Source organism: Segetibacter sp. 3557_3 (genome assembly GCF_004354985.1).
GTDB lineage: Bacteria > Bacteroidota > Bacteroidia > Chitinophagales > Chitinophagaceae > Segetibacter.
Genome location: NZ_SMSK01000017.1, coordinates 61,624 through 82,922, shown reverse-complemented (window position 1 = coordinate 82,922; position 21,299 = coordinate 61,624). Strand labels below are relative to the sequence as shown.

General features: G+C 46.8%; 16 protein-coding genes. 2 read left to right on the top strand and 14 right to left on the bottom strand.

Translation table 11 applies throughout. The features are described from left to right. Nucleotides 1–111: 111 nt before the first annotated feature. The 9 genes from EXU57_RS20340 to EXU57_RS20305 all read right to left on the bottom strand — a co-directional run bounded on the left by EXU57_RS20340 (nucleotide 112) and on the right by EXU57_RS20305 (nucleotide 8,802). Entirely contained in the window at nucleotides 112–1,152 is a 1,041-nt protein-coding gene (locus tag EXU57_RS20340) for a UDP-glucose--hexose-1-phosphate uridylyltransferase (protein WP_133270095.1), read from the bottom strand. A gap of 174 nt (nucleotides 1,153–1,326) precedes the next feature. Further along, entirely contained in the window at nucleotides 1,327–2,658 is a 1,332-nt protein-coding gene (locus EXU57_RS20335; RefSeq protein ID WP_243745675.1) for a BNR repeat-containing protein, read from the bottom strand. Nucleotides 2,659–2,948: 290 nt separating this feature from the next. Next, nucleotides 2,949–3,821, bottom strand: a complete 873-nt coding sequence (cysM, locus tag EXU57_RS20330) for a cysteine synthase CysM (RefSeq protein ID WP_133270094.1) — start codon at nucleotides 3,819–3,821, stop codon at nucleotides 2,949–2,951. Nucleotides 3,822–3,831: 10 nt separating this feature from the next. Beyond that, nucleotides 3,832–4,647, bottom strand: a complete 816-nt coding sequence (gene epsC, locus EXU57_RS20325; RefSeq protein ID WP_133270093.1) for a serine O-acetyltransferase EpsC — start codon at nucleotides 4,645–4,647, stop codon at nucleotides 3,832–3,834. Nucleotides 4,648–4,776: 129 nt separating this feature from the next. After that, nucleotides 4,777–6,132, bottom strand: coding sequence for a Gfo/Idh/MocA family protein (locus EXU57_RS20320; protein ID WP_133270092.1), 1,356 nt, complete (start codon nucleotides 6,130–6,132; stop codon nucleotides 4,777–4,779). Between the two features lie 219 nt (nucleotides 6,133–6,351). After that, the gene (locus tag EXU57_RS20315) at nucleotides 6,352–7,047 is read right to left on the bottom strand and encodes a response regulator transcription factor (protein WP_133270091.1); all 696 of its coding nucleotides are present in this window, start codon (nucleotides 7,045–7,047) and stop codon (nucleotides 6,352–6,354) included. After that, nucleotides 7,044–7,805, bottom strand: coding sequence for a sensor histidine kinase (locus EXU57_RS20310; protein WP_133270090.1), 762 nt, complete (start codon nucleotides 7,803–7,805; stop codon nucleotides 7,044–7,046). The genes EXU57_RS20315 and EXU57_RS20310 overlap by 4 nt, the downstream gene beginning before the upstream one ends. Beyond that, a complete protein-coding gene (locus tag EXU57_RS25225) occupies nucleotides 7,766–8,419 on the bottom strand; it encodes a hypothetical protein (protein WP_165958217.1) in 654 nt (217 codons plus the stop codon). Before EXU57_RS25225 ends, EXU57_RS20310 begins: the two co-directional genes overlap by 40 nt. Then, nucleotides 8,419–8,802, bottom strand: coding sequence for a hypothetical protein (locus EXU57_RS20305; RefSeq protein ID WP_133270089.1), 384 nt, complete (start codon nucleotides 8,800–8,802; stop codon nucleotides 8,419–8,421). Before EXU57_RS20305 ends, EXU57_RS25225 begins: the two co-directional genes overlap by 1 nt. Before the next feature lie 816 nt (nucleotides 8,803–9,618). On the opposite strand from EXU57_RS20305, the gene EXU57_RS20300 reads away from it, so the two are divergent. Further along, entirely contained in the window at nucleotides 9,619–10,764 is a 1,146-nt protein-coding gene (locus tag EXU57_RS20300) for an AI-2E family transporter (RefSeq protein WP_243745674.1), read from the top strand. Between the two features lie 61 nt (nucleotides 10,765–10,825). Here the strand turns inward: EXU57_RS20300 and EXU57_RS20295 are convergent, their stop codons facing one another. Together EXU57_RS20295 and EXU57_RS20290 are read right to left on the bottom strand one after the other, a co-directional pair. Continuing rightward, the gene (locus EXU57_RS20295) at nucleotides 10,826–13,567 is read right to left on the bottom strand and encodes a M14 metallopeptidase family protein (RefSeq protein ID WP_207955550.1); all 2,742 of its coding nucleotides are present in this window, start codon (nucleotides 13,565–13,567) and stop codon (nucleotides 10,826–10,828) included. A gap of 356 nt (nucleotides 13,568–13,923) precedes the next feature. Then, nucleotides 13,924–14,562: a CGNR zinc finger domain-containing protein gene (locus EXU57_RS20290; protein WP_133270087.1), complete on the bottom strand. Its 639-nt coding sequence runs from the start codon at nucleotides 14,560–14,562 to the stop codon at nucleotides 13,924–13,926. 94 nt (nucleotides 14,563–14,656) lie between these two features. Between EXU57_RS20290 and EXU57_RS20285 the strand changes: the two genes are divergently transcribed. Then, the gene (locus EXU57_RS20285; protein ID WP_133270086.1) at nucleotides 14,657–15,595 is read left to right on the top strand and encodes an EamA family transporter; all 939 of its coding nucleotides are present in this window, start codon (nucleotides 14,657–14,659) and stop codon (nucleotides 15,593–15,595) included. Nucleotides 15,596–15,802: 207 nt separating this feature from the next. Here EXU57_RS20285 and EXU57_RS20280 read toward each other — a convergent pair whose 3' ends face one another. The 3 genes from EXU57_RS20280 to EXU57_RS20270 all read right to left on the bottom strand — a co-directional run bounded on the left by EXU57_RS20280 (nucleotide 15,803) and on the right by EXU57_RS20270 (nucleotide 20,627). Then, nucleotides 15,803–16,972 (bottom strand): zinc-dependent alcohol dehydrogenase, encoded by a 1,170-nt coding sequence (locus EXU57_RS20280; RefSeq protein ID WP_133270085.1) that lies wholly within the window; start codon nucleotides 16,970–16,972, stop codon nucleotides 15,803–15,805. 415 nt (nucleotides 16,973–17,387) lie between these two features. Further along, entirely contained in the window at nucleotides 17,388–18,311 is a 924-nt protein-coding gene (locus tag EXU57_RS20275) for a DUF4249 domain-containing protein (RefSeq protein ID WP_133270084.1), read from the bottom strand. A 9-nt stretch (nucleotides 18,312–18,320) separates the two neighbouring features. Next, nucleotides 18,321–20,627, bottom strand: a complete 2,307-nt coding sequence (locus EXU57_RS20270; RefSeq protein ID WP_133270083.1) for a TonB-dependent receptor — start codon at nucleotides 20,625–20,627, stop codon at nucleotides 18,321–18,323. Nucleotides 20,628–21,299: the final 672 nt, after the last annotated feature.

The window sequence follows — 21,299 nt, the reverse complement described above, 5'->3', positions numbered from 1 at the left end:
AGGTATTACTGGTGTTAAAGATGGGTGCGAACATAGATTTAGTAGCAAATGATAATTGTACCGCTGGAATTTCACACCATGGAAAGCCGGTAATCGTGTGGGTAGCAAGGGTCATATTTGTTTATAGTGGACCTCGCTCAGCTCCCTTAGTTTTTCAGCCGCCCATTCGGGGGTAACATCACGTTGGGCATTTGCCAACATTTCGTAACCTACCATAAATTTTTTCACCGTTGCCGATCTTAATAGTGGCGGGTAAAAGTGCATGTGCCAATGCCATTCGGGATGTTCGCCATCATTTACCGGCGACTGGTGCATACCGGCTGAATACGGGAAGGAAACATTAAAGAGGTTATCGTACCGGGTGGTCAAACGCTTTAGCACATCAGCAAAAGCGCTATGTTCTGCAGGGGAAAACTGGAGAATGGTTTGGATGTGTCTTTTACTGATCACCAGGGTTTCATACGGCCATGTGGCCCAAAAAGGGACAACGACAGCGAAATGCTCATTTTCAAATACGATCCGCTCTTTTTCGCGCAGTTCAAGTTGAAGATAGTCAGCCAGGAGGCTTCTTCCATTTGCGGTGAAGTACTCCTGTTGTTGTTTGGTTTCTTTGGTAATCTCGAGCGGTAGTGATGCCTGCGCCCAGATCTGCCCGTGCGGATGGGGGTTGGAGCAACCCATCATCTCGCCTTTATTTTCGAAGATCTGGATGTTCTTTATGGCAGGGTCGGCACTGATGCTGTTAAACTCCTGCTTCCAGACCTCGATTACTTTTTCGAGGTCAGCCACGGAAAGCAAGGGCAAGGTTAAGCTGTGATCGGGTGAAAAGCTGAGTACCCGGCAGATGCCCTTTTCGCTGCCAGCCTGTAATAATCCACCTACATTAACATTGCCCTCCGGTGTATTGGAAAGTAGGGCAGAAAAATCGTTGGTAAATACGAAAGTTTCGGTGTATACGGGGTTGATGGTTCCATCGGCCCGTTTATTTCCGGGACAGAGGTAACAGGCGGGATCAAACGAGGGACGCTCATCGACCGGGGGTGTCTCCATTTTCCCTTGCCACGGCCGTTTGCTGCGGTGAGGTGATACGAGCACCCGGTCGCCATTTAAGATGTTCAACCTGGTATGTGGATGTTCCCTGAGATCAAACATGTGGTATTTTTTATGGTAAAGATTGGCTCACCTGTAACTACTACAGCAAGATAACAAACTAGATATGTAGTGGGCATTAGTTGGTTGATTGTTGCAAATCACTTACCAAAATAACCCGGATATTTATAAAGCAATGTTGTGGTAACCTGGTGGTTTTGTTGAAAAGTGCCTGTGTTATCGCTTTGCAGGTTTCCATTCGAGCACCTGAACAGGCTGCGGTGTGGTAGCAGCCACACCTTCGGCGTCGACCTGTTGTACATTTTGAACAAACAGGTTGAGCACCCCTTTATTCTTCCAGAGTTCGGTATCGTAGCTGGGTTCCCAGGAACCAACCGACTGTGTGGAAAGATCCTTTATTTGCCATTTGGGTAACCTGATATCGTGGTTTATTGCAACCGATACCCTGCTGCCCCGTTCCTCATCGCGGAAGATTAGCGCTGCTGCAAGTTTTTTACCATTGTTCCAGGCAATCACCTGGGGCCTGGAGATTGGAATCGCTTTGGTTCCCGCACCGCTAAGGCTGAAGGGTGACTTTCGAAAGCCGGGATTCTGCACCTTCCATTGTGTACCCTGCCGGAAAACGATCCGGTATTGCGGAACGGTGCTGGCCGAGTCGCGCCAGTAACTGGCGATATAGGGATTTCCTGAATTGTCGGCAAACATGGAGGTTTGATTGATGAGCTCGCTTTTCTGTGGTATCCGTACTGCTATTTCAGCAGCTGCTGCAGTAATCGGGAGGTTGTATTTTTCACCATCAGAACGTTCCCAGGTCTTACCCCCGTCTGTTGAGCGGGCATAACACAGGTCGTGATTACTTGCAACATCAGGACTTTCGCGCCAGACCCAGGAAAGGTGGATCGTGCCTTTTACATCAACACAGGATTGCCAATAGGCGCTTCGCCTGCCTTCACCGTTGATTAGGTTACCATGCAACTGTGTCCACTGCCTGCTGCGAACATCATAGCTATTCACTACCAGGTTACCCTGCCCGGACCCACCATCGCGATACAGGAACAACAGGTTGCCACCTGGCATATAGTAAAACTCGGGATAACTTACCCGTTGTTCAACCTTGCCGGTCATAGACAGCTTTTCTGTTAGTTCGAGTGAACCCGGTGCAACCGACCTGCAGTAGCGTAAAGCATTGTTGTGATGATCCCAGGCTACGTGGAGGTAACCATCACCATCGGTCATGATGCTGATGGTATTGTGCGCATCTGCAGCATTACCCTGAAACCTGCTTTTTTGTACCTGCCAGTTGGTTGACCCTATAGTTCTTTTACCTACAACCAGGTAGCGCTCCGCATCGTACCAGGCTATATATTGGATGTTGCCGTGGGTAACCAGCGAGTTTTTTCTAAAGATTACCGCATTAACGGAATTGTTCGCCCAGCCCAGCCCTGCAGTGCTGATCGAAACTTTTTCAGTAACCTGTCGGGCAGAAAGGTTGATGCAACACAGGCACAAAAGCACTGTTGCAAGATGTCGAAAGGGGGCTTGTTTCAATAATCTTAGTTTCGGTTGTAAGAAGATCTAACTATGGTGTGGCTGTAAACGATTTACCCGTGCAGAAACCGGTTTTGTGATTGTATACCTACCGGCTGCAAAGTATTACAAAAGATGAACGTACTGCGACGCAACGATGATTAACCAGGGTTACAAATGCCGGTGACAAAAACAACGTTTACCTGTTGCAGGGACCATTGCCGGACACTGCTCCTCTCGCTTTGTTGGTGATTAATCCCTGTTGAAGTGCCCCCGTAAATGGGGCAATATAACAGGATCAGAAAAGCAGGCTATCCAAACAGGTTGCTGCTGAGGTAGCGATCTCCCCTGTCGCAGGCAATAAAAACGATAAGTCCCGAGTCGAGCTCTGTTGCAAGACGAATGGCTGCAGATGCTGCCCCACCGCTACTCATACCTGCAAAGATGCCCTCCTTGCGTGCGAGCTCACGGGTCATGTTGGTGGCTTCATCCTGCGAGATGTCCATAATATGGTCAACGCGGGAAGGGTCAAATATTTTAGGCAGGTATTCCTGCGGCCATCTTCTTATTCCCGGTATCGATGACTCCTCGGTAGGCTGGCAACCGATGATCCGGATGTTTGGATCCACCTCCTTAAGATAGCGGCTGCAACCCATGATTGTTCCGGTTGTACCCATAGAGCTCACAAAATGGGTCACCTGTTGATTGGTGCCATGCCAGATCTCCGGCCCGGTAGTTTTGTAATGGGCCATGTAGTTGTCGGTATTTGCAAACTGGTTCAGCAGGAAATAAGCACCTGTGGCAGCTTTTTCTTCAGCATAGTCGCGACAGCGTTCGATATTCTCGAGCAGGATAACTTTTGCCCCATAGGCTTCCATTGTGAGCACCCTCTCCTTTGTTGAATTGGAAGGCATGATCAGTTCGATCTTCATGTTGAAGATGTTTGCCATCAGCGCCATAGCAATACCGGTGTTACCACTTGTTGCTTCAATTAACGTTGTGCCGCGATTGATTTCTCCCCTTTCCAGTGCGCTCCGGATCATATTCAGCGCCGCCCGATCCTTGACACTTCCGCCCGGGTTGTTGCCCTCCAGTTTTGCGTAAATCTTAACCCCGGGATTTGGGTTCAGGTTTACCAGTTCAACCAGGGGAGTATTACCGACAGTATCTAATATATGCTGCATACCAATGGGCTTAATAGTTTACGATTTTGCCTTCTACAACGGTTATTTCAGGGTTGTGGTAAACCAGTGAACCGGGCGGGATACTGTTGGTTAACCAAACATTACCGCCAATTACGCTGTGGTGGCCAATGACCGTGTCACCACCAAGGATGGTTGCACCAGAATAAATGACCACATGATCCTCTACAGTAGGGTGCCGTTTTATGGAAGCAAGGGCTTTATTTACGCTGAGTGCACCGAGGGTAACCCCCTGGTACAGCTTAACGTGATCCCCAATTTTGGCGGTTTCGCCTACAACGATGCCGGTGCCATGGTCGATAAAAAAGTACTCCCCTATCTCGGCACCGGGATGGATGTCAATCCCCGTTTTTGAATGTGCATATTCCGTAAGTATCCGGGGCAGTAAGGGCACATCCAGCCGGAGCAATGCATGCGATATCCGGTAAAAGCAGATCGCATAAAAACCAGGATAAGCCCGGATGACCTCGAATTCACTTGTTGCGGCGGGATCGCCGTTGTGGATTGAATAAATGTCGGTATTGAGGAGCCGGTAGATTTCGGGGAGGTTTTCGAAGAACTCGTCGGCAACGAGGGCATAGTTACAATCGGAGCATGCCTTTGTTGACGCAAGAATGGTTACGAGCTCCTTACTCAGTTTCTCAAACCGCGCTTCGATTTCGGTAGCGGAGGTATAGTTTGTAATTGCCAACTCAGGATAAAGCAAGTTGATGATCTCGGATGCCCATGTAGCGATAACTTCATTTGAAGGAACCGATTGCCTGAGTTTCTGTTTGTTGTAAAGTTCTCTGTAAAAGCTGTTGTTCATTGAACATGGGTGTTAATAGCCGGGGCAAAGCTATAGAAAGATGAGCCTCGGTAGTGTAAACTATTGTATGCGGTATTTAGCCCATTTCCGCAGCCGATCGATGACTGCTGTAACATTCCTACTCATGAATTAATAATCTGCGTCCAATGCAAACACCGGCTTACGGTACATCCATTGACCTGAAGTAAAATCTGGAAAGCCCACCGTTTCATTGCCTAACTCAATTGATTGTTCGCTCAACGGGGTGATTGCGCTCCAGGCTGCCGCATCGTAGACATCCATGGGTGTAGGAAGATTACGTTTGACCGATTCAATAAATGCATGCACCACAAAGAAGTCCATACCACCATGCCCAGCGCCTTCTGACTCCTTACTCCACCTTGCCCAAAGCGGGTGATCATATTTGGTGAGCCAGGTTTCAGCGGGATCCCACTGGTGCGGCTTTGCTGATTTTTCCTGTATGTAAATGCCTTTGTTGACGTCCATCCAAATACCTTCGGTGCCTTGTACCCGAAAACCAAGCGAATAAGGGCGTGGCAGGTTGGTATCATGCTCGAGCAAGATTGTTTCGCCATTTGCACAATTGATGTGGGTAGTAACGACGTCGCCAAGTTTAAACTTGATTTTGGCATTTGGGTGAGAATCACCGGCCTGCTTTACGATATGGTTGTGCAGGCCCCTGGATTTGCTTGCAAAAGAATTGAGTGAAACAAACCTGTTTCCGCGGTTGATGTTGATGAAATGCGCAACCGGGCCAATGCCATGGGTGGGATAAAGATCTCCGTTCCGGTGCACCGAGTGATCCGTTCGCCACCCGGCTTCGGAGAAGCCCTTTTCTCCAAACTCCACACCATGCCCGTATGGGTGGACCCCATCGTTAAATTTAACTTCACGGAGATCGTGCTGGTAACCGCCTTGCAAATGGATGAGTTCGCCAAATAAGCCCTGGCGTACCATATTAAGAATAGCCATCACGTCGCGGCGGTAACAGACATTCTCCAGCATCATGACGTGTGCCGAATGTTTTTCTGTCGCTTTTACCACATCCCAGTGGTCCTGAAGGGTAATGCCCAGTATTACCTCAGAGCCTATATACCTCACCCCGGCATCCAGGGCACCGATGATCATTGGCCGGTGCAGTTCCCATGGCGTGGCGATGATTACCGCGTCTAGCCCTTTTCTTTCCACAAGGCGCTTCCAGGCATCAGCATGGCCGGTATATATCTCCGGCATTTTGCGACCTGCTTTTTGAATAATGCCTTTTGCGGCAGTGAGCATAACGTCGTTGATATCGGCTATGGCAACCAGGTCAACATCGGACCGTTGAAGCAGAATTTGTAAGTGGCTTTGTCCCCGGAGGCCAACCCCGATTATACCCAGCCTGACCCTGGGTTCGGCTGGCTGGCCAAAGCCACTTTTTGCATGCATCAAGGCTAAAGATGCAGCCGCAAGGCCCGCGGTTTTTACAAATTCTTTCCTGTTCATGGGGCTGGATTATTGAAATGTAAAATCAGCCTCAAAGTACTTATTACTCACGATGAAAGGCCCATAATCATGGAGGGATTAGCGAAACTTTCAAGGGAACCCATGGTTTGGGAGCTGTTCATCACTGCATGTAAACATCAGTCTGCCTTAGAATTGGTATAGTGCATTGGTTCACCCGTTTCACCAGTAGCCAATTACCTTTTTGAGCGTTGGCCTGTATTAAGCCATGAACGCGAGGCCATTGAAAATAGCAAACGCAGAAACCAGGTTGTTGCGGATAGCATAAATTACTATCCCGGTGGTGCTTTTAACATTTATTTTCTCCATGATCCGGATACGATACCACTCAACGGTTCTCGGACTCATAAATAAGAGGTTGGCAATTTCTTTACTCGTCTTTTCTTCGCAGATCAGGCGAATGATGTTGAGTTCATTGTCTTTAAAAGCAACAGCTTCAGCTTCCTTTTGCTGTTCAAACTTTTTATCTGACATGAGCTTTATCACCTTTGTCATGATCCGATCGCAATAATATGGGCGATGATTCATGGCTGAATTGATCGCTTCGATGATTTGCTCTTTATCAGCGTCTTTTAAGAGGTATCCCAAGGCACCGGCCTGCAACATGTCGACAACCATGCTTTCCTCTTCAAACATCGACATGGCGATAATTGCAGTGTCAGGATATTGTGAAAGGATCGTTCGAACGGCGGTAACACCATCCATTTTAGGCATTACGATATCCGTCATCACGAGGTCGGGTTGGGTACTGCGTACCAAGTCGATCAGCTCTTCCCCATCGGAAGCCTCTCCAACAAGCTGGTAGTTCTTTTCCCTTTTAAACAGCAGTTTTAGACCATCCCGAAAAATTTTATGATCGTCGGCAATTACCAGCCTGGTAACGCGGTTTTGCTTCATAAGTTAGCTTTGAGCGGAATTTGGATGGTGTAGACCACCCCTCTTCCCGGGTGGGTATCAAGATAAAACTCTCCGTTCAAAAAATCGACCCGGCTCAGCATATTTTTTAGTCCCAAGCCCATGCTATCTTTTTTCATTTTTGCATAGTTGAAACCAATACCATCATCTGAGATAGAAACATTCAACTGCGCAGGCTCACGTTCGAGCTTAAGGTAGAAATTGTTCGCTTTTGCATGCCGGATGGTATTGTGCAATGCTTCCTGGCAGATCCGGTAAAGGTGAATTTCGACATCTTTTTCCAATTCGAAATGTTCGGGCACAAACTCTGCGTTAACCTTAATGTTCCCTGTTTTGGTGATCGTTTGCGAAAATTCAGTTAGCGCGCGAACCAGCCCTTTTCGAACGAGAACATTTGGTAACAGGTTATTGGATGTTTCCCTGATTTTCTGCACAATTTCATTGATCTGTAAGCTCAGTTCCCGGATCAGGTTTTTATCATCAGGATCTTCTGTATTCAGGAGGTTGATCTGGAGTTTCATTGATGATAGAAAAGGACCCAGATCGTCGTGGAGGTCTACTGCAATGCGCCTTCTTTCTTCCTCGCGCGCAATGATCTCCGCCTGTATTTGAAGCTTATATTGTTTCGAATTTATTCGTTGATGTTTCACAAGCGTATAAAGGAAAAAAAAGAGGATAATGGCCAGGACTATGGCCGCAATTAATATGGCAATATAAATTTCTCTTTCGAAGGGATGCATAGGGCGGCATAAGCATAAATGGAATTAACCACCAGGGTAATTACCATCATGATCATCCAAACGTAACTTAAAAAATCTTCATTCTTTGGATCTATGACAAGAAAAAATATTTCCTCGAGCGACTTGAAAGTGTAGAATATCAAAAAAGCAGCACAAATTACAAAACGCGCATTTTTCCAGATGTTTTTACGCTCCGAAACAATTACACGATTAATCTGGTCTATGCTTAAAAAAATAAGCAATGAGGAGTAACAAAACCGAAATAATACATTGAGTTGGGTAATCGGATTTAGTATAAAATTGTCCAGAATCCAGACTAACGTCAACAGCACTGCCATTATTTGGAAGAGCCTTTTTTTTGATTGGCTGATTTCCCAGCGGGTAAAGAGCCATAGCACCAGATAAAGGTTAATTAAAACATAGATATTTCCCGGAACAGCATATGAAACGCCAAACATAATAGTTATATAACCAGTCAAATCGACCAGGAAACCCAACCACAGGATAAATACAAAAGGGCGGTACAATCTTGAAATCAAGTGGTAACGGTTCAACGCTATGATACATGCTACAATCACCGTTGCGGAAAAAAGCACCGATAAATAAAACTGCATCAGATTGGCTCGTTTAATGGAGAAGGCGGGGGACAAACGGGTGGACACCTGACCCCATCATTAAGCAACTCCCCCGTTTCTGTGGTGTCGGGCAAAGTAAGGTCGATGATGTCTTCGTTGCGACTATTTACACCAACAATAATAGGGTGCACCCTGAGTTGTTCATCCATTCCAAAATAAATGCGAATAGCAGTACACTCAGGATTATCGATTAACTGCTGTAACGATGTTTTTTCGATTGTTTCTGAAAATGGAAGCACATCGCGGCCACGGAATCGTTCGTCAAGAATGATTTCTCTATTTTGCCGAAACCGCAAAGTCATCTGTTTTGCACGAAGCAAAGTTATCACGTTTGGAATGCCTGAAGGTAGGGAATTTGCCATGGATTTTTTACCCGCTAAGCTCAACGTAATCAGGGCGATATTCACCCGTATAATTACTGAAAAACAATTCCCTGTTCCCGCAAGGGGGACCACCTTAACAATTGATCATTTCCGCAGCATTATCTAAGAACAATCATCAAAGTTCCAAAACGACTTTCATACCTGCTGACCTGAAATCAAAGGTTTTTTGTGCATCAAAAGAACCCTCATTCCTATAAATTTCGGCACGCTTTCCAGTAGTTTTACTGGTACGGATTACCGGTGTAAATAGGAACTTAGCAGCTGATAGATGGCAGTGTTGGTTGTACGGAAAACCTTTCGGAAGTCGGCCTAAACCAGGTTCAGTTTAAAAAGTGAGATTTCTTAATCTGGGGAGGCTAACCTATGGAAAAGATCTGAGATTATGAACAGTGATTAGTTCATAAGAACTTTTTAGACCGTCCCGGGCGTAAGCCCAGGTTCAGCCGACATGCTGAAAAAAGTGCAACGTACAATTATCCACATTTATCCCGGCAGCTATTGTAAAAGGTAGCTGCTTTTTGTTTCCCGATAATTCCTCCGGCTTATTGGATATTCAATGTCTCCCCCGGTTCAAATTGCAAAAAGGTACAATTATTACACACTTCCAGCTATCCACTACCGGGAACGCGACGGTATCCAGCCCCTGATTTCTTGTGTAAGTATTTCTATGTACCCACTCAACAAAACCCCTTTGGCCACCGATGCAGCGCACAACATGGTCTAACCCCTGCATGGCTCAATATTTTTACAAGCATGATTTGACACCCCGAAAACAGCGGTGAACATCCAGATATTATGATGAAAGAATTACCCGTAACAGTCCGAAGAGCAATTGAGCTTATAGGTTTATACACCTGTGGACTGATCATTGTTGCCGGCAGCAACATCTTAACGCCTATCATTATGGCGTTTTTTTTAAGTATCATGCTGATGCCGCTTTACAGCTTCCTGGTTAGAAAAAAACTTCCTGAGGCACTCGCCATTGCCATATCGCTGATTATATTGCTTGCGGTACTTGGTGCAATCATCTGGTTTTTTTCTTCGCAAATTGGCATACTGGTAGATGATTTCCCGAAGATTAAAGCCAATGTGACCACGCACCTTAATGCGTTAAGCGAGTGGATCAATCAAAAAACCAACTTTTCTTCTGCACGTCAAACGGCACTGATAAAGGAACAAAGCGGCAAAGTACTTAACTCGGCTGGTGGTATGCTTGGCGGTGCCGCAGCCTCCCTGAGTTCCATCGTAATTTTCGTGGGACTGGTACCCATTTATATTTTTCTGATACTGTTCTACAAAAACCTGTTACTCCGGTTTATGTTTTTGTGGTTTCCGGCCGAAAGCCATGAAAAGCTTAAAGACGGTATGCTTGAAACAAAATCAATTATCAAAAGCTACCTCGTCGGCTTGATGATCCAGATCACCTACATTACCATCCTGTTGGGCGGAGCATTGATGATCATCGGTATCAAACATGCACTGTTGATAGGGGTAATTTTTGCTGTTCTAAACCTGATACCTTATGTTGGCGCCCTTCTTGGAAATGTTATTGGCGTACTGCTTACGCTATCATCCTCTGAAGAACTTTGGCCGGTTTGGACGGTTCTGATTACGATTGCGATAGTGCAATTTCTCGATAATAATATCCTGATGCCGAGGATAGTAGGCTCCAAGGTTAAGATTAATGCCCTCGCCAGTATCGTAGGGGTGCTCGTTGGTGGTGCTGTTGCAGGTATCTCGGGAATGTTTTTGTCCATACCCATTATCGCCATCCTGAAAATTATATTTGACCGTTCAAATAACCTTAAACAATGGGGTGTATTGTTTGGCGACGAAAGGCCAAAGATGAGCCCGATGCGCTTTCCAGCGTTTCGGATGAAAAGCCGGAAAGTGAAGGAAGTCATCGACGAGCAAAACAATATCGAACCGCCAAAGAGCTGACCTATCAATACCTGATTAAGGGTTTACAGATCGGGCCCGCCTTTCGGCGGGCCGATGCTTTTTAATTGGCACTCAGCCGGTACAATTGATTAAACAGCAGCTTAAAGGTGCCATGCGTTTGCCCGCGAAAAGTTATTTCAGGTCCAAAAACATAAAGTGTTCCCTTACCAACCTTTGCTTCAAATGCTGCAATGCCATGCTGCAAATAGCCTTGACCCCATGCCCAACCGCTGCGAAGTGTTTTAGCTGACGCAAACCAGGCGATCGGTTTTATGTCGCCTTTAGCCAGGGCTTGCGGTGCGATAGCAAACACCGGGCTTTCATCGAAATATACGTCGGCACTTGCGGGCATCCCCCACGCAGACGGTAGCGCAGGATCTGTTACTACCGACATGATGCTACCAGGAATATAGAACTTCTCCTTGGGCAGGGGTCGCTCAACCCCGTTTACAACTTCAACAAGTGCATTGCGAACCGGCAGGTTGAAATGATAAGCCAGGTTTGCACTGCTACCAATCGTAATTATACGTCCGCCGTCTTGAACAAATTGCCGGAGTTGTGGAACAGTTGTATCGGCGGTAATCCGGCCGAGCCGCTTGTGAAATTCCGATGGTATTTCTTCGGGGCCTGGTTGAAGGTTCCGGCCCGCCGGCCGTCCCGTAGCAGGGATTGCCCCGCTTACAAAGATGACCAGGTCGAATTTGTTGTTGAGTTTGCCCCTGTTTAACTCCGTTGGATAAACTACCTGGGTCTTAAAATGGTATTGTTCCATCAACCAACGCACCCAGCCACTTGCAATTGAACCACCGTAACTGTCCCAAAGCGCAACCCGCAACGGTGAAACAGCAACGAGCCCAGCTGGCCGGGCAGAAGCAGCTTCGATCTTTATTCCGGCGATTGCGTTGTGCTTCAGCAACAAAGGCTTTACCTCGTTTGTGGCAGGAATGTAAAACGCACCATTTTGTTCAGGTTCCGTGCCCCGGCCATTTACCCGGTAAACCTTTACCCCCGCATACAGGAGTTCGTTGACGATTATAAAAGCATTGTTCGTAGAGCCTGAAAGGATATAGCCATGCGGAGCTGCAGCCGGCACGACCGGTTTGGAAGCTTGCAATTCACCATAAGGCACTTTTTCAAACGGCCCGGTAAACGCATCCATCACGCGGTCGAACTTAATACCCATTTCGTAGGCAAGGGTATATCCTGCTGCATCGTATGGCGCAACCGGCGGCCCACCCGGATACTGGAAGTCATTTGGATGATCCTGTGGTTCAAACATGTCGAGCACATGTGGCCTGAATGCCTGCGCAGTGGTTACAACATACGATCCCACAGGATAGTCTTTACCAGCAACACTGAAGTCGGCAGTTGCCCGGTGTACGCGGATGCCCGACTTGATTAAAGCATTTACAAACCTGACAGCGGTTGGAAAGTCGGGCTGGTTAGCTGGTAGTATATAACCGCGGGGGTCACGCAAACTAGGGTCTTTGTACACCAGGTCGAAATACTTTATGGGCACAACACGGCGTTCGCTGTTTTCCGCTTCACTTCCTTCCGGGCGTGCTATCTTCTGGTCTTTTGCAAAAGCGTTATTAATCGAGTCCACATATTTAGGTGAAAGCGACCACGTATCCCTGTTTCCCTTGTCAATGGAATTTTTCCCCATCCGGTAAATTCCAAACAATAGCTCCTTTCGCTGGTTTACCGCATAATTTAGTACGGCATAGTTGAGCGATACCGAATAATCAATAGACTGGCGGAAACGCCATTGTTGCGGCATTACGGGGAAAGGTGTTGCAGCATTAGGGATTAAACGTGCAGGAACAAGCGGAACACTTGCCGGGGTTGGATTACCTATGATTTCGGTGAGCAAACCGGTAATGTTATGAAAATAGGCAGCTGTGCGCAGGCCCCCGTTCCACCAGGTGGAATAAACCGATCCCGCTTTCTGGGTATAGCCCGGTTTTCCTTCCAGGTTCAACCTGCTGTTCATGGCGGCACCCAACGCGTCAATGGTTGTTACCAACAGCGGGTCAAAAACATAGTTGAACGGATCGCGGTAGGGTGGGCCGGCAACGATAGAACCGGCAGGCCCAGCCTGGTGATGATTGTAAACAATCTGGGGCATCCATTCGATGTACTGCTGGCGGCTGATGTTCTCCGACTCTTTCATATTCAGCATAAAAAAGTCACGATTATTGTCGTGCCCGATGTATTTCTGGTAGAGTCGCGGAATATTCATTTTGCGTTTCTTAGGATCTTTTTCGCGCATGTACCAATCGGATACGAGCTCCATTCCGTCAGGGTTGGCATGAACAAACAGTATAATCGCTTCATCCAGGATGTGTAGGGTTTCTGCATCTGTCCGGCTGACAAACTGGTACACATTTTCAATCAATTGTTGGGTGGCAACAACCTCGGTTGCGTGTAGTCCGCCGTCTATCCAAACAACAGCTTTGCCGTTTGCTGCAAGTTCCCTGGCCTGCTCATCCGTCAGTTCCTCTGCGCGGGCCAGCGTTTGTGAAATCTGCTTGTACCTGTCGAGCGCCTTTATGTTTGCGGGTGATGATACAACTACCATGTATTGCGGCCTTCCTTCTTCTGTTTGCCCGATACTTACCAGCTTAACCCGGTCCGATACAGCCGCAAGCTTTTTAAAATATGCCTCAGTTTGGGTGTAGTTTGCCAGCTGGTAATCATCCCCGATACTAAACCCAAAATGGTCCTTCGGGGTGGGGATTGTTTGAGCCGCCGTTTGCAAAAACACAGCAGCAAAAAGTATTGTGAATACAATCTTTAACATGAATAGTGGCTTAAAAAGTTGAACCATGTAAGTAACGGCTGTGGGGTATCCAGCCGCCTGGTCGACGGTATTGCAATTTAAGATTCCATATTTGCCGTATGGGAAAATATTTGTGACCGGGATAGTCAATTCCAGAAATCAGGACCGGAAACACGCTCGAAGTAAGAAGAGGATCTTTATGGAGCGGGCGAAAGAACTTCAGGCGACATTGGTTGCCCGCCCGGATGAACCCCGTTCGGACGGGCTCCGTTCATCGGAACGGCTTTATTCAGCTTTGAAAAAAAGCATTCTCTATCATATTCTTCAAACGCTTATAATTAAACGGGGAGCATCAGGAAAGATTTTTTGTTTGAGGGCTAAGGTTGTCCACCTGTACGCTTACTCCTTATCTTCTTCTGATAGTAGGTTTTCGACTTGTGAGAACTGCCACAGGTTTGCATATCGCACCATTTTCGTCGGTGGTTTTTGGTTATATCCAGAAACAGCCAATCGCAACCAGCACATTTTTTTACCAGTCGCTGGAGCCCGGGATCCCGCAACAGGTTATATGCGGAAAGCAGGAAAGCATCTGCGGGGGCAGCTAAATGTAGGTTAGGGCCAAAGTCCCATGTTAAGTGATCATCTTTGTATACCAGCTGCTGCCGGCTAAACGCTGCACTAACCTGGTTATGAAATTCTGCCAACACCCCCTGCCCGAATTGGCTGTTGGCACCCAGCGCAATGGGGGTAAATACCGCCGTCATAACTCCCCGCATGTACCTTGCCTGGGCTGCATTGTGCTCTGCTTCTTCGGGAGATCCTGCCGCCAGCTTTTTTAATTGCTTTATGCTCTCGCCTGGAAAAAGGAAAACGCGTTCGCTTAGTACCAGTACGTCGTTGTAAGATGTCAGCCGATCACCAACCCCCGCTCCGGATGTAAACTGGGTATTGATAAAGTCGAGGCAGGCAATACCCCCATCCAGTTGCATGTTTGATATGGACTTTTCTTCTTGCATTATTATTTACCACCGGTAAAATACAGTTTAAAGGTAATACGATAAAGCTGTACTTTTATACCAGCAAAACACTTTTTAACGGTAATATTTATTCATGAAAGACAGCAAGCCATCTCCCATCCTCCTGGTGCTTGCCTTTACGGCAATTTATTTTGTTTGGGGCACCACCTACATGGCCAATCTATTTGGTTTAGAAGGCATGAAGCCCTTCGTACTCTCCTGCCTCAGATACCTGGCTGCCGGTGCAATCCTGAGTGCCTGGTGCATTTATCGAAAACTTACCTGGCCAGATCGAGGTTCGATAAAAGTGCTTGTTATTAGTGGTATCATCATGCTGGTTGGCGGATCAGCGATGGTAGTATACGCGGAGCAATACATTTCTTCCGGTTATGCGGCAGTGATTATTGCAACCGAACCGCTTTGGTTTGTGCTGCTCGACAGAAAACGTTGGTCCGCTTACTTTTCAAACAAACGCATAATCGCAGGTTTGCTTATCGGGTTTGCCGGAATTGCCCTTTTCTCGGGATTCAGTCCTGCATCAAACGGCGGCCACCAGGATGCAACGCACAAACTACTCGGTACAATTATCGTTTTGGTGAGTGCAATTTTATGGGTAATCGGCACCTTATATGCAAAAGGCAAAACAAATCCAGGTAGTTCCAATGTTGCCAATACGGCGGTTCAGCTAATCGCAGCAGGCATATTCTCGGGGCTGGTAGGTATTGTAAACGGAGAATGGCTACAGTTTGAACCAGGGGAGGTTAGCACACGTGCATGGGGCGGGCTGATTTTCCTGATCGTAATGGGATCATTGGTCGCCTACCTGGCCTTTACCTGGTTGGTTACCGTACAACCTCCGGCCCTGGTTAGCACCCATACCTATGTTAACCCAATTGTGGCCATACTTATTGGCTGGCTGGTAGCTAACGAAAAGATCGTATTTACCCAGGTAATTGCATTGGTTATTGTACTAACGGGAGTCCTGCTGACAACCGTTCAGCCGGCTAAATTACAGGCACAAACTGCTAACTAATTCTATGCGGATTGAGGGGGAATGCGTCGACGAAAAAATGCACCTGTTTGTTTACAAAAAAATGCGATTGGTTTTATAGCCAATCGCATTTTTATTTTGCTGTGACAGCCTGCCCAAACTGTTGAAGCAGTAAACAGTTTGCCGTACACGCACAAAAAATCCGCAGCCTGCAGCTACGGATTTCCCCTATAGTAAACCTGAACTTGATTACTTCCAGGGGTCCAAAACCACCTTCACACAATTGTCTTCTTTCTTTTTAAAAATATCATAGCCATGAGCAATTTCAGAGAGCGGTAAACGGTGGGTAATAATGTCGTTCAAAGTAACCTTGCCGTCCTCAACATACGACAGTAGTTTATCTATGTGCTTATGGGCAGGTGCCTGGCCACCTTTTAGTGTGATGCCCTTATCGAAAAACTGCCCGATTGGGAAGTTGTCGTACGACATTGGATAAACCCCAAGTACCGATACGATACCGCCGCGGCGAACAGCGCTCATACAAGCTTCAAGAACTTTAGGTGATCCCTTCTCGAGGTTGATCACCGCTTTGGCCCTGTCGAGTACATTACGATCCGGCTCAAAACCTACTGCTTCTACGCATACATCGGCACCACGGCCCTTAGTTAATGCGCGCACCTGTTCAACAACGTCCTTCGCACCACTCTCCCACAATATGGTTTCACAATTTGCAGCTACCCTTGCCTTCTCCAAACGATAGGGTACCGTATCGATGATAAACACCCTGGCAGCACCCCTGAGCCAGGCGCTTTTTGCAGCCATTATTCCTACCGGGCCCGAACCAAAAATGGCAACCGTTTCACCGCCATTAACTTCGCCCCAGTCGATACCGGTATACCCTGTTGGAAAAATATCGGTTAAGAAAAGAACCTGCTCATCCGTGAGATTATCCGGCACTTTGCGCGGACCGAAATCGGCATAGGGAACCCGTACATATTCCGCCTGTCCCCCATCATAGCCACCATATAAGTCGGTGTAGCCAAAAAGCGCCCCGCCTTTTTCCGTAAGTAACCCGCCTTCAGGTCCATAATGATCAGGATTGCTGTTCTCACAATGGCCCGGGAGATGATGATTACAAAAGAAACAGGTTCCGCATGCAACCGGGAACGGTACAACAACACGGTCACCGCGTACGAGGTTGTTAACCCCCCTGCCAACTTCTTCCACGATACCCATGAATTCGTGACCCAATACCATTGGCCGGGGTTGCGGAATACCACCTGAATAAATATGAAGATCGGAGCCGCAAATCGCTGTTGCGGTTACTTTAAGTATGATGTCCCGATCGTCTTTGATCTTTGGATCTTCTACGGTGTCGTAAGTAACTTTACCCGGACCATGAATAACTGCTGCTTTCATATTAATACATTTTGGAAACGCCAACAACTCCTGGCAAGTTTTGGCGTTGGAATTGGTGAATACTTAACCAGATTGTTAGTGTTGCAACAATAAAAAGACCCGCATTTAACTGCGGGATTTATGGAATTTCTTGCCCCTGGCAGATCCAATTACAGGAATATTATACACATTCTCAACAACTTATAAGAGGCCTGTAAGCTGCGCATAAATCGCTCAGGCAAACTGTTTAACAATGCGGTTTCTACCAGCGGAAAATCTACACAAAAGTTCCTGAACATTGATTATAAAAACCAGACAAGCTAAAAAAGGGGTACAACAGTCAAAGAGACACTAGCTGGCAAACAACTTAAACCTGCCAGGAAAAGCGATAACAGAAGCAAACATAATTGTACAGGCTGCTACTCGCATGGTATCCTTATCGAATGCTATCCCTTGCAACGTCAAACGCTGCAAATATGCCATAACCATTTATTACGTTATTATAAACTAAAACCGGCTCGGCAAAAGGATTACCATCAGCATCGCGATAGGTGTAATAGCTTCTAAGGTATTTGTAATGGTCCTCTGTTATCGATTGTAGTTCAAAAAACGGACGGTAAGCGCGATTGGTTAGTTGGGTGACGTAAGGCTGAAGGTCGGCGTGATTGATAAACAACACTACTTCTTTTTCGCGCCCGGCAAAATTTACATCTGTCATAAAAAACTGCTGGTTGATACAATTGTCGGAATCAACGGGATCGTTGTTGTTCCTTCGCTCGATGTCAACATCGCTGGAACGCATACAGCCGATTCCATTGTAAGCTGGTGTCAAGTTGCCGGAAGATACCGGCCGCCTGAAACGGAAGAGGTAAAAATTAGTTTTGAGCGGATCATCCTTAAACACGATCCTGACCTCGTCAAGGGAGTTGCCATCAGCATCTTTCTTTGCATTCGGTGTACGGCGAACTGATATAATCGGCGTAGGTAAAGGCGACCTTGTTTCGGCTTCTGCAGGGCTAAAATCGGGAGCTGCCACCACCAGCTTATATTTATTTCCCTGGCGGGCAGTTACATTTCTCCTGGTCGTGTAAACCTCTGATGTGGAGTCGTATACCAGGGTGTCCCGCAGCACATCATTTTCATACAACTGTACAAGTGCAGTTTTCAGCCTGAAACTGTCGGTAGTGGTAAAATCGAGTATACCTGCACTTTGGCTAACAGTAACCCTGAATGCTGTTGTATTGCGTATGAGTCCATTCAATACAAGTTTCCTCGGTTCAACCGGCACGTCTACAGTAACGGTTTTTTCACAAGCAAACACAAAGGTGATAAAGAAAGCCAGGATGCTCTTATTACGCATAGTAGGATGTTAGAACTTGAATTGGTAGGTAATTGAAGGTAGAACAGGAAACAACGAAATCTGTTTAAACACCGGCTTATATGGCGGAGCAGATTCGGAGTCGAGGTAAATGTAAAACGGGTTCTTACGGTTGTAAACGTTGTAAACACTCAAGACCCAACTCCGGGTATAACGTTTTTTAACCTTCGTAAATGTAGCGGCAACATCGAGCCGGTGATTTGGTGCCAGCCGAAAGCCATTCCTTTGTTTGTAAACCTGGATCTCGCGGCCGTTTACGTCGATGTACTTTTCCACCGGCAGGGTGATTGCCTGCCCTGTACCATATACCCACTCAGCGCTTACTTCGAAGCGTTTGCTTACCTGGTGCACAATAGCCGTTTTTAAATCGTGCCGGCGATCGTACCGGTAAGGGAAACGATTACCAAAGTTAATTGCTGCGAACTGGCGATTGGTCCAGCTTAGCGTATAGCCCAGCAAACCGGTGGTCTTACCTTTTTTGCGTTGAACGAAAAACTCGCCACCATAACTCCAGCCTTGACCCGCAACCACTTTTTCGTCCCACTTTCCGGAAACGTCGAGATAGCTGGCCCCTTCGGCATACTCAATGATGTTGTTCATCTTTTTATAGTAGCCCTCAACGCTTACTTCGTATTTGTTTTCGTAATTATAAGCAAGCCCGGTTGCCCATTGCTGCGACTGTAACGGCGGAACCTTGTCGGTTACCGGCACCCAAAGGTCGGTTGGCAAGCCTATACCGCTATTGGTTAACAGGTGTATGTACTGGTTCATTTGGGCATATGAAGCTTTAACACTTAGGTCGTTGTTCAGCAGGTACCGTAAAGCCACCCTTGGCTGAAGAGAGGTAAACGTTTTTTGCCTGATGCTGAAGGTGGTAAAATGCAATCCCAAGTTTGCTTTGAGTTTTGAAGAAAGCCGGATATCGTCTTCGATATATGTGTCGGTTTCTTTTGCCGTAACAAAGTCGTACCGGATGAGGGTATCTAACCCAATACCACCGGGAAACGCTTCTTTGGCCTGAACAGCGCCGGGTTTATATTGGTGATGGGTGATGCCTGTTCCCATTTTTATAAAGTGAGCCGGACCAGGCAAATAGTCGATATCGTAATGCGCACTTACGTCTTCAATACCGGAAAAATAACGGAGCTTGAAGAAGTCGGCACTATTTTGAGACTTCTCCTCGTTAGTGATGTCGAAGCGGTAGCGGCTGTAATGCGCGGTTAAATTGCCAAACAGCTTTTTATTAAACAGGTGGTTCCAACGGGCAACCGCAGTAATGTTTCCCCATATCAGACCTGCATTGGTGGTATAACCGCCGGTGGTTTCTTTAGCATAAAAGCGGTCATTTCCGAAGTAGCCACTCAGGTAGATATGATCTTTATTTGAAACTTTAAGGTTGGCCTTTGCATTCAGGTCGTAAAAGTAATAACCCGTATTTACCCCATCTGTCTGCGCCTTGATGATTGGCTTAGCCAGGATATCGATATAGGTTCTGCGACCACTAACAATAAAGGATGACTCCTTTCCTTTTTTAAACGGTCCCTCGAGGGTGAGTCTTGAAGCAATAAGTCCTATGCCGCCTTCGCCATGTAATTCTTTGTTGTTGCCTTCCTTCATTTGAATATCGAGCACAGAAGATAACCTGCCGCCATAACGTGCCGGAAAACCGCCTTTGATCAGCTCTACACTTTTTACCGCATCCGCATTAAAGACACTAAAAAAGCCAAACATATGCGAGACGTTGTACACCGGAACCCCATCAAGCAGAATAAGGTTTTGATCTGGTCCGCCACCGCGTACATATATACCCGACTGCCCTTCATTGCCCGCCTGCACGCCCGGCAGTAGTTGAATGGCTTTTATGATGTCGGTTTCGCCGAGGAATTTAGGTAGGCTTTTGATGGTTTCTATGGACAAGTCGATACTGCTCATTTGCGTGGCATTTTGTATCGCCGTTTTCTTGTACGACTTTACCATCACTTCGTCGAGGGTGTTGAGAACTTCCATCTCCGCATCGATTGATACATCCTGGTTTAGCAACAGCCGTTTTTCAAACATCGTAAATCCAGCATAGGAAATTAACAGGGTGATACTGTCCTGGGGAAGGGTAATGGAATAAAAACCAAAGTTGTTGGTGGTGGTACCAACCGTTTTGTTGGCCACCAGCACAGATGCTCCCCGCAAGCGTTCGCCCGTATTTTTGTCGCTGACATAGCCACTAATGGTGTGCTTTTGCCCAAAGGCAATGATGGTACAAAGGAGAATTAAAGAAAAGGCCAGTAGCGTTTTTCGGATCATTTAGGTACAATTATTTGATTTACCGGTGATGTGCTGACAACAGCAATGCAACTAGCGCTGCGCATTGAATTGCTAAATTGTACAAACGGCTGAACAGCATTCATATACCGGGTTCCGGGCGTTTATGAGGGCAGAATTTGACTTTTGCTTTTGCGGCCGGAAATGGGGTCGCCGTTAAACTTTCCCTGGTTCGAACTTAACATTTTTAGTCGTACACCCTGATGTTTGTTTAACGGGAAGGGTATCGTAAACGTGTTGTTGGACTGAGAACGTAGCGTTAGGGATTGAAACGAAAAGCCCGGAGCCCCCCGGGTATTTGGGGGCGAGGACTTGAAGTGGAAAGCCCGACCCCTTGCGCAGCTCGGGGTAACGCCCTCATTAACTACGCGTAAACCCGCTTGCTATGATCCTTTTCCGTTACGTTACCTGCAACTTGCTTTTTTATTAGCATCCGGGAACAAATCAGCGGCTTAAAAGGTTAAGCACTTATGCCGGTTTCAGATTTAGTCTACCATATGAATAGACTTCAAGCATTTTCATTTATGTTTGCCTGTTCTCCGGCTGACAGCTTGTTTTCGTCTAAAAAGCATGCACAATAACCAGCATTTCGTAATAATTGCTTGTCTGTTGATCGACTACCTGGTGGTAGCCGATAGTTAATCCCGGGTTTTA